This window comes from Peterkaempfera griseoplana (genome assembly GCF_001418575.1).
GTDB classification, from domain to species: Bacteria; Actinomycetota; Actinomycetes; order Streptomycetales; family Streptomycetaceae; genus Peterkaempfera; species Peterkaempfera griseoplana.
This window is the reverse complement of sequence record NZ_LIQR01000595.1, coordinates 1-7,715: the sequence shown is the minus strand read 5'-3', so window position 1 is coordinate 7,715 and position 7,715 is coordinate 1. Positions and strand designations below refer to the sequence as shown.

Genomic DNA, 7,715 nt, shown 5'->3' with positions numbered 1-7,715 from the left:
GGGAGGGATCGGGCGCGGCGGAGGGTGCGCCGCGCGCGGCCGGATTCCGGGCGGGGTATTTTGTTGAGTAGCGGCACAAATGCAGAATAGGGGCGTGCCGCACACCACGACAAGCCCCGCGCAGCGGGTACCCGGCCGCGACCGGCCGGCGGTCCGGCCCGCCCTGGACCGGGGCCGCGGCCTGCTGGGGCCCGCGCTCGCGCTGATCCACTCCGGCCGGGCCCCCACCCGGTCGGTGCTCACCTCGGAACTGGCCGTCACCCGCGCCACCGCCGGGGCGATCGCCGCCGAACTGGAGGCGCTGGGCCTGGTCGCGGTGGACCCCCGTCCGTCCGGCAGCGGCCGCGGCCGCCCCTCGCACCGCCTCGCCGTCGCCCCGGGAGGCCCGGTGGTGCTGGCCGCACAGCTCCACGCGGACGGCTTCAGCGTCGCCCTGGCCGGACTCGGCGGCACGCTCGGCGAACCGGTCGACCGTCCGCTGCCCCGTACCGCCGACCCCGAGGAGGTGCTGCGCGCGGTGGCCGAGGCCGGCGCACGCCTGGTGGCCGCCTCCCCCCGGCGCTGCCTGGGCGCCGCACTGGCCGTACCGACACCCGTCACCGACTCCGGCGGCCGGGCGCTCGCCGCCATGTACCTGGACTGGCCGAGCGGCACCCCGGTACGGGACCTCTTCGCCGCCGCCGTCGCCGGGGCGCTGCCCGGACTGCCCACCGCCGTCGCCAACGACGCCAACCTGGCCGCCCTCGCCGAGCACCGCCACGGGGCCGGCTGCGGCGCCCGCCACCTGCTCTATGTCACCTCCGGTCACCGGGGTGTCGGCGGCGCGCTGGTGGTCGACGGCCGGCTGCACACCGGCAGCGACGGGCTGGCCCTGGAGGTCGGGCAGCTCACCGTCGACCCGGGCGGACGCCCCTGCCCCTGCGGCCGTCGCGGCTGCCTGGACGTCGAGGCGGACCCGCCCGCGCTGCTGGCCGCCGCCGGAGTCACCCCCGGTCCCGCCGAGCCGCTGCTGGAGGCGGCCCGGGCGGTCGTCCGGGCCGCCTCCCACGACCCGGTGGCCCGGGCCGCCGTGGACCGGGTGGTGGAGTGCCTCGGTGCCGGTCTGGCCGGGATGGTCAACATCCTCAACCCCGACCGCATCGTGCTCGGCGGCATCCATCTGGACCTGCTCGCCGCGGCGCCGGAACGGCTGCCGGCCGTGGTCGCCGAACGGTGCCTGTGGGGCCGCAGCGCCGGGGTCCCGGTCCTGCCCGCCGCCCTGGAGCGCCCCGATCTCACCGGTGCCGCCGAACTCGCCTGGCAGCCCTTCCTGGACGACCCCCAGAGCACCGCGGCCGGCTGACCCGCGCGGACCGGGCTCAGCCGAAGAGCAGCCGCCAGGTGTCGGGGCCCGGGTAGCCGTCGGCCTCGTCGCCGTGCCAGCCCTGGGCGCGCTGGAAGTCCTGGACGTTGCGCCGGTCCGCCTCCGTCCACACCGGGGTGGGGCCGATCCGGTAGTGGGCCGCGTAGCCGTGGGCCACCAGCTGCTGCCCGATGGCGAGCACCTGGTCGCCGACCGTCCCCGGGGTGAAGTCCTCGGCTCCGGGGAAGTCCTCGGCCGGCTCCTCGGCCGGGATGTCCCGCCCGGCGCCGGTGACCAGCAGCCGCCAGGTGTGCGGACCCGGCAGTCCGTCGGCCTCGGCGCCCTCCCAGCCCTGGGCCTGCTGGAAGGCGCGGGTGGCCGCGGCGTCGGCGTCGCCCCACCGGGGGCCGGGGCCGTCGGCGTAGAAGCGGCCGCCGCCGCGGGCGATCAGCATGGTGCCCAGGCTGGTCACCGAGGGGTTGTCGGCGCCGGGTCCGAAGGCGTCGGCGCCCGGGAAGGAGCTGCCGTCGGCGTCGCCGTCCACCAGGTTCCGGTAGCGGTAGGCCCGGTACTGCGAGCGGTGGGTGAAGTAGCCGTAGGGGATGGTCCGGCGCAGGGTGTGCGGCGGCGCCTGCTCGTAGCCGACATAGGCGGTGTGGGAGCGGTTCGCCCAGTGGTCGAAGAGCACCACATGGGAACCCCGCGCGGGCGCCGAGGGGTTGTGGAAGAGCAGGATGTCGCCCTCGGCCAGGTCGTCCTTGGAGATGGGCACCGCGAAGTCGGCCAGGTTGCCCGTCCAGGCGCTGGCGGCCAGGCCCCAGGCCATGGAGACGAAGCCGGAGCAGTCGGTGCGGTAGCCGTCGTGGAACCGGGAGCGGCTGTAGGGGACGCGGGAGTCGACCCACCGTGCGGCCCGGGCGACGATCTCGGTACGGGTGAGGTCCAGCGCGACGGCGGAGTGCCGGGTCCGGGCGTGGCGGCCGGTCCAGGCCACCGGGGTCGAGCGGCCGGGCAGCGCGGCAGCCCCCGGCAGGGCGGCGGCCCCCGGCAGGGCCGAGGGCGTCAAAGTGGCCGCGCCCGCCGCGGCCGCGCCCTGGGCGGCCTGCGCACCGCCGGCGGCCGCCAGTGCGCTGCCGGCCGCGGCGACGGCGACCACCGTCCGCTGCGGGGCACGGGCCGGTCCGCGGCCCGGCCTGACCAGGCGCAGCCGGCGTACGTCCCTGGCCAGCTCCACCGCGCTGCAGGCAGGGCACTCGCAGCCGACGGCTGACGGAACGTCATGGAAGATGGGCGTGGTCGACATGGTGGCTCCCCTTGTCCAGGGGGCTCACTCTAGTCAGAATCGGGCGAAGTAGTACTAATTGCCGGAGTGTGTCGCCGTACCGCCCAGGGCCCGTCCGGCACTTCGCCTCGACGGGGCGCCCCCTCCTGCCCGGTGACGGCGAGGAGGGGGAGGCGCCCCGGGTGCCGGGCGGGGAGCGGTCAGACGCGGCCCAGCAGGCCCAGTTCGGCGTCCAGCTTCTCCAGCGCCAGCAGGCGCACCCCGTCGTGCTCCTCCCCGTAGCCCCGGGTGGCGCCCTCGGTGGCCAGGATGAGGTCCAGGTAGATGCGGTAGAGGGTGAGCCGCTGCCGGGCGGACCCCTCCAGCCGCAGCGGGGCGCCGGCCGCCTCCGCGTAGCCCTCCAGCAGACCGGGGGAGTCCTCGGGTTCGGCGAAGACGGCCAGTGAGACCAGCTCGGCCACCGGGTCGCCCCAGAAGGCCCGTTCGCCGTCGATGACGCCCTCCAGCCGCCAGGAGCCGTCCGGCTGTTCCAGGACGAAGGCGTTGCCGTCCCAGAGGTCGAAGTGGACCAGCGCGGGGCGGGTCACCTCGTCCAGCACGTCGGCGTGACGGTGGATCAGGGCGCCGATGCGGTCGGGCGGGGCGGGCAGTTCGGTGTTCAGCTCGGTGGCGTCGGCCAGGACGTCGTCGATGATGGCGAGGAAGGAGGTCCGCCAGCTCTGCGACTGGGTGCGGCCGTCGCGGCGGATGTAGCCGAAGGCCGGGCCGGTGACGGTGTGCAGCCGGGCCGACGCGGCGCCCACCTGGCGGCGCACCCCGGCCAGGGCGGCGGGGGCCAGCGTTCCGGCCACCTTGTCCAGCGGGGTGCCGCGGAGCCGCTCCAGCACCAGGTACCCCTGGTCGAGGTCCACGTGCAGCAGGGCCGGCTGCGGCATGCCGCAGCCGGCGGCCTGCCGGTAGAACTGGGCCTCCGCGTACAGCAGGTCGCCCTCGTAGCGCATCAGCTTCATGTCCGCCGGGGGAGCGACCTTGAGGATCACCTCGCGGCCGTCCGTCAGGGTGACCGCGTAGACGGCGTTGAACCAGCCGTCGGTGCACTCGGTGAGACCGGCCAGTTCGGCGTCCGGACCCAGCGCGCTGTACAGCCATGCCTGGAGCTGTGTTCGCGGCGGCCGGCGCTTGGTGAGGCTCTCCATGGGTCCTGCTCCCTCCTGGTGTCCGCCATCCGTGTGCGGCGGACGTCAGGAGGGTATCGCCCCGGTATGGGAGCGCTCCCACGGTTTGCGGAATCCACCGGCGGCCGGGCTCGCGGGCCCCGGCGGCGCCCCGGTGCGGGATTCTCCGCCCGGGCCCCCGCGCCGCTCAGGAGGGCGGGGCGGCGGTGGCGGGCCGGATGCCGAACCGGCGCCACCGCGCGGGCGTACCGGCCCCCCGGGGCTCCTGGCGTGACCTGCGTGCCGGGGCGGCGGTGCCCATGCTGGCCAGCCGGTCGGCCTCGTGGCCGGGGATGCGCGGCGGTGCGCCGGCTCCGGAGTCGGCGGGCGACAGCTCGTAGGCGGCGGTGGCTGCGGCTGCCAGCAGCAGGTGGAAGTCGCTCATGGCGAGTCCTCTCTCTGAGTCATCCTTCGACTCAAAGGCTGCCAGGCTGTTGTGACATGCGTTTTGCAGGGCGGTGACCCCTTGATGGACATTCTTCTATGTCGATTGCCACCACATGAACAGGAGCCGCCCCTCCCTCCCCGGCGATGGGCGGCTCCTGTGGCGTACGGGCCCGGGCGGCCCGGCCCGGCTAGCGGGCCTCGCGGAAGAGCGCGTGCCGGCGGGCGAGGGGGTCGTACTTGCGCAGCTCCAGCCGGTCGGGGTCGTTGCGGCGGCTCTTGCGGGTCACATAGGTGTAACCCGTGCCGGCGGTGGAGCGCAGTCTGACGACCGGGCGGATCTCATTGCGGGCCATGGGGGTAGGCCTCCCTTCTCCGAAGTCCGCCCGCTTCAGCAACATGGATGTCGTTTTCATTCCTCGCCCGACGATCTCCCGCCGGGGCAGGTGGCGCCCGGCCGGACCCGGCCGCCCGAGAAGCCCCCGCGCGGTCGCACGGGGGCGGTCGGTGGCGGCGGATGCCGCGCTCCAGGGCTGAGGGAAGGCGCTCCCGGCGGCGCCGCTCCCGGGTGGGGCCGGGCGGCTGCGCCGTGCGCCGCACGCGACGCGCAGGGTGCCCGCGCCCCCGGCACCCTGCGTGCGTGTGACGGCCGTGACGGCCCCCGAGCCGTCAGCGGAGCGGTACGGCCACCGGCCGGGCCCGCCCGGGGCGTACCGGCACCCGGTGCTCGTCGTCGTCCAGGCCGCCGCCGGGCAGCACCAGGGGGGCGGTACGCAGCGGCGCGGACGGCCGCAGCGGGTCCACGGTGAGCCGCGGACGGGTGAGGATGCGCCGCACCTGCGGGGCCCGCAGCGGCTCGGGCCGGACCGGGTCGGCGCTGAGCGCGAACCAGACGACCTTCCCCGCCAGGCAGCCGTCCGGCTCCACCTGCGCGCCCCACTCCTTGCTGAGCGCCGCGACGATGGCCAGGCCTCTGCCGCTGACCTCCCACACCTCGGCCTCACGGGCGACCGGCAGGGTCGGGTCGGCGTCATGGACGGAGACGGTCAGGCAGTCGGGGGCGGCCCGCAGCCGCAGGACGCACTCCTCTCCGCCCGCGGCGTGCTGGTGGACGTTGGCGAGCAGCTCGGTCACTCCGAGCAGGGCCGAATCCACCAGCGACGTGAACTTCCAGTACCGCAGGTGCGCCGCGGTTATCCGGCGCACCGCCTCAAAGCGGCTCGGGACTGCGGTCAGCCGCAGTTCGTAAGTCCTGACCCGATCCTCCATGACGCGACGACTCCCTCCATCGGTGGGGCCGGCTGCGCGATTCGAGACGCTCGAACGCGCAGAGTGTCTGGGTCGCAACGGAACGCGATGTGGTCCAGACTCACCCCGGCGGCCCGGTTCCGCAACTTGCGCACACGCGGGCGCGATGCTGCATCCGGGAGCGCACGGCGCGAACCGGCCGGTGAGGGGCGGTGTGCGGGAGCGCATCCGGCCGTTCGGCGGACCCGGGGTGGCATAAGGGGCGCATGGAGAAGGCGTAACAGTCACTTATGGTAGTCACCTGTTACGCTGAGCGCCGATCACCCCCTGGGCGCAAGGAGGCTCGTCGGCATGGCGGACCAGCAGGAGACCCCCGGCCGGGCAGCGGCGACCCTCGACGTCGACCGTTCCGACGAGGCGTACCGCACGTGGCTCAAGGAGGCCGTGCGCAAGGTGCAGGCCGACGCCAACCGCTCCGCCGACACCCATCTGCTGCGGTTCCCGCTGCCCGAGGAGTGGGGGATCGACCTCTACCTCAAGGACGAGTCCACCCACCCCACCGGAAGCCTCAAGCACCGCCTCGCCCGCTCGCTCTTCCTGTACGGGCTGTGCAACGGCTGGATCCGCCCCGGCAAGCCCGTCATCGAGGCCTCCAGCGGCTCCACCGCCGTCTCCGAGGCGTACTTCGCGGGCCTGGTGGGTGTGCCCTTCGTCGCGGTGATGCCCCGCACCACCAGCTGCGAGAAGATCAGCCTGATCGAGTTCCAGGGCGGCACCTGTCACCTGGTCGACGACCCCCGGACGGTCTACGAGGTCTCCGCCCGGCTCGCCGAGGAGACCGGCGGCCACTACATGGACCAGTTCACCTACGCGGAACGGGCCACCGACTGGCGGGGCAACAACAACATCGCCGAGTCCGTCTACAGCCAGCTGCGCATGGAGCGCTATCCCGAGCCCGCCTGGATCGTCGCCACCGCAGGGACCGGCGGCACCTCCGCCACCATCGGCCGCTATGTCCGCTACCAGCAGTACGACACCCGCATCTGCGTCGCCGACCCGGAGAACTCCTGCTTCTTCGACGGCTGGGTGACGGGCGATCAGAACGTGCACTGCGAGCGGGGGTCGCGGATCGAGGGCATCGGCCGCCCCAGGATCGAGCCCAGCTTCGTCCCGGGCGCCATCGACCGGATGATGAAGGTCCCCGACGGAGCCTCCGTGGCCGCCGTCCGCACCCTGGAGGCGGTCCTCGGCCGCCGGGCCGGCGGATCCACCGGCACGGGGCTGTGGAGCGCCCTGCGGATCGTCGCCGAGATGCGCGCCGCAGGGCGCCGCGGCTCCCTGGTGACCCTGCTGTGCGACCCCGGCGACCGCTACCTGGACAAGTACTACTCCGACACCTGGCTCGCCGAGCAGGGCATCGACATCGCCCCCTACCGGGCGCAGCTGGACCGCTTCCTGGCCGGAGGCCCCTGGGAGGACTGACGCCGTCCGGGTCCGCCACGGGCCGCCGACCGGCGCAGCGGGCCGCCGGCCGGCGCAGCGTCAGCTTGTGGCGGCGCCCACCGCGACCCTGGCGTCCAGCCGCCGGGCCGCCTGCTGGAAGGCCCGCCCCAGCAGCGGGCGCGCCGCCCCCCACAGCCCACGCAGCGGCTGCCGGGCGTCCACCGCCGTCGTCCACTGCAGCCGCGTCCCGCCGTACGGCGACGGGGACAACCGCCACTCCTCCATCATCGCCAGCAGGCCGGGGACCCCGCTCTCCTCCACCCGGTAGACGAACCGCCGCGCCGGCTCCTGGACCAGCACCGTCTCCACAAAGCGCGTGCCGCCTGTCAGTTGCACCCGGCGGCAGCTGCCCACCCCGTGCGGCGGCTCGCCCAGGTACTCCACCAGGGACACCTGACGGAACCACTCCGGCCAGCCGGCGGGCACCTCCGTCAGCTCCCGGAACACCGCCTCCGGAGCGCCCGCCAGCACGGCGGAGAAGGACAGCCGCAGCGGGGCGCCGTCCAGGAACTCCGGTGTCTCCGGCCGCAGATGCCGTGCCATCGTGTGCCACCTCCCGCTCGGTCCGACAAGTCCTCGCCAAGCTCACCCGCCGGTGCGGCGACCCCTCGGTGTCCCGCCGCCTCCGGGCGCACCGGCCCGCGTACGGCACCCCGTCACCGCAGGACCGGCGGTGACGACCGCGTACGGCCGCGCTGTGACCTCCCCCTCGGTGCCGCAGTGCACCGCATCGGCCCCCGCG

At 74.9% G+C, this 7,715-nt stretch carries 8 protein-coding genes; 2 read left to right on the top strand and 6 right to left on the bottom strand.

The genetic code is table 11. The features are described from left to right. The first annotated feature begins 94 nt into the window (after nt 1–94). A complete protein-coding gene (locus AOK09_RS33705) occupies nt 95–1,342 on the top strand; it encodes an ROK family protein (protein ID WP_407675456.1) in 1,248 nt (415 codons plus the stop codon). Between the two features lie 16 nt (nt 1,343–1,358). Here AOK09_RS33705 and AOK09_RS33700 read toward each other — a convergent pair whose 3' ends face one another. From AOK09_RS33700 to AOK09_RS33680, 5 genes are all read right to left on the bottom strand, one after another. Further along, a complete protein-coding gene (locus tag AOK09_RS33700; protein WP_055591024.1) occupies nt 1,359–2,645 on the bottom strand; it encodes a peptidoglycan-binding protein in 1,287 nt (428 codons plus the stop codon). 179 nt (nt 2,646–2,824) lie between these two features. Further along, a complete protein-coding gene (locus tag AOK09_RS33695) occupies nt 2,825–3,820 on the bottom strand; it encodes a phosphotransferase family protein (protein ID WP_055591023.1) in 996 nt (331 codons plus the stop codon). Nucleotides 3,821–3,986: 166 nt separating this feature from the next. Beyond that, nucleotides 3,987–4,223, bottom strand: coding sequence for a hypothetical protein (locus tag AOK09_RS33690; RefSeq protein ID WP_055591022.1), 237 nt, complete (start codon nt 4,221–4,223; stop codon nt 3,987–3,989). A gap of 190 nt (nt 4,224–4,413) precedes the next feature. Then, nucleotides 4,414–4,578, bottom strand: a complete 165-nt coding sequence (gene rpmG, locus AOK09_RS33685) for a 50S ribosomal protein L33 (protein WP_055591021.1) — start codon at nt 4,576–4,578, stop codon at nt 4,414–4,416. Nucleotides 4,579–4,891: 313 nt separating this feature from the next. Next, the gene (locus AOK09_RS33680) at nt 4,892–5,491 is read right to left on the bottom strand and encodes an ATP-binding protein (protein WP_063796147.1); all 600 of its coding nucleotides are present in this window, start codon (nt 5,489–5,491) and stop codon (nt 4,892–4,894) included. A 330-nt stretch (nt 5,492–5,821) separates the two neighbouring features. On the opposite strand from AOK09_RS33680, the gene cds1 reads away from it, so the two are divergent. Further along, nucleotides 5,822–6,952, top strand: coding sequence for an L-cysteine desulfhydrase Cds1 (cds1, locus tag AOK09_RS33675; RefSeq protein ID WP_055591020.1), 1,131 nt, complete (start codon nt 5,822–5,824; stop codon nt 6,950–6,952). A 60-nt stretch (nt 6,953–7,012) separates the two neighbouring features. Here cds1 and AOK09_RS33670 read toward each other — a convergent pair whose 3' ends face one another. Continuing rightward, complete coding sequence (locus AOK09_RS33670; protein ID WP_055591019.1) at nt 7,013–7,516, bottom strand: SRPBCC family protein; 504 nt, start codon at nt 7,514–7,516, stop codon at nt 7,013–7,015. Between the last annotated feature and the right edge of the window lie 199 nt (nt 7,517–7,715).

What these genes read in the sequence shown, in the direction of transcription:
- AOK09_RS33700 (WP_055591024.1), bottom strand. Translation starts at nt 2,645, where the DNA reads ATGTCGACCACGCCCATCTTCCATGACGTTCCGTCAGCCGTCGGCTGC.
- AOK09_RS33695 (WP_055591023.1), bottom strand. Translation starts at nt 3,820, where the DNA reads ATGGAGAGCCTCACCAAGCGCCGGCCGCCGCGAACACAGCTCCAGGCA.
- AOK09_RS33690 (WP_055591022.1), bottom strand. Translation starts at nt 4,223, where the DNA reads ATGAGCGACTTCCACCTGCTGCTGGCAGCCGCAGCCACCGCCGCCTAC.
- rpmG (WP_055591021.1), bottom strand. Translation starts at nt 4,578, where the DNA reads ATGGCCCGCAATGAGATCCGCCCGGTCGTCAGACTGCGCTCCACCGCC.
- AOK09_RS33680 (WP_063796147.1), bottom strand. Translation starts at nt 5,491, where the DNA reads ATGGAGGATCGGGTCAGGACTTACGAACTGCGGCTGACCGCAGTCCCG.
- cds1 (WP_055591020.1), top strand. Translation starts at nt 5,822, where the DNA reads ATGGCGGACCAGCAGGAGACCCCCGGCCGGGCAGCGGCGACCCTCGAC.
- AOK09_RS33670 (WP_055591019.1), bottom strand. Translation starts at nt 7,516, where the DNA reads ATGGCACGGCATCTGCGGCCGGAGACACCGGAGTTCCTGGACGGCGCC.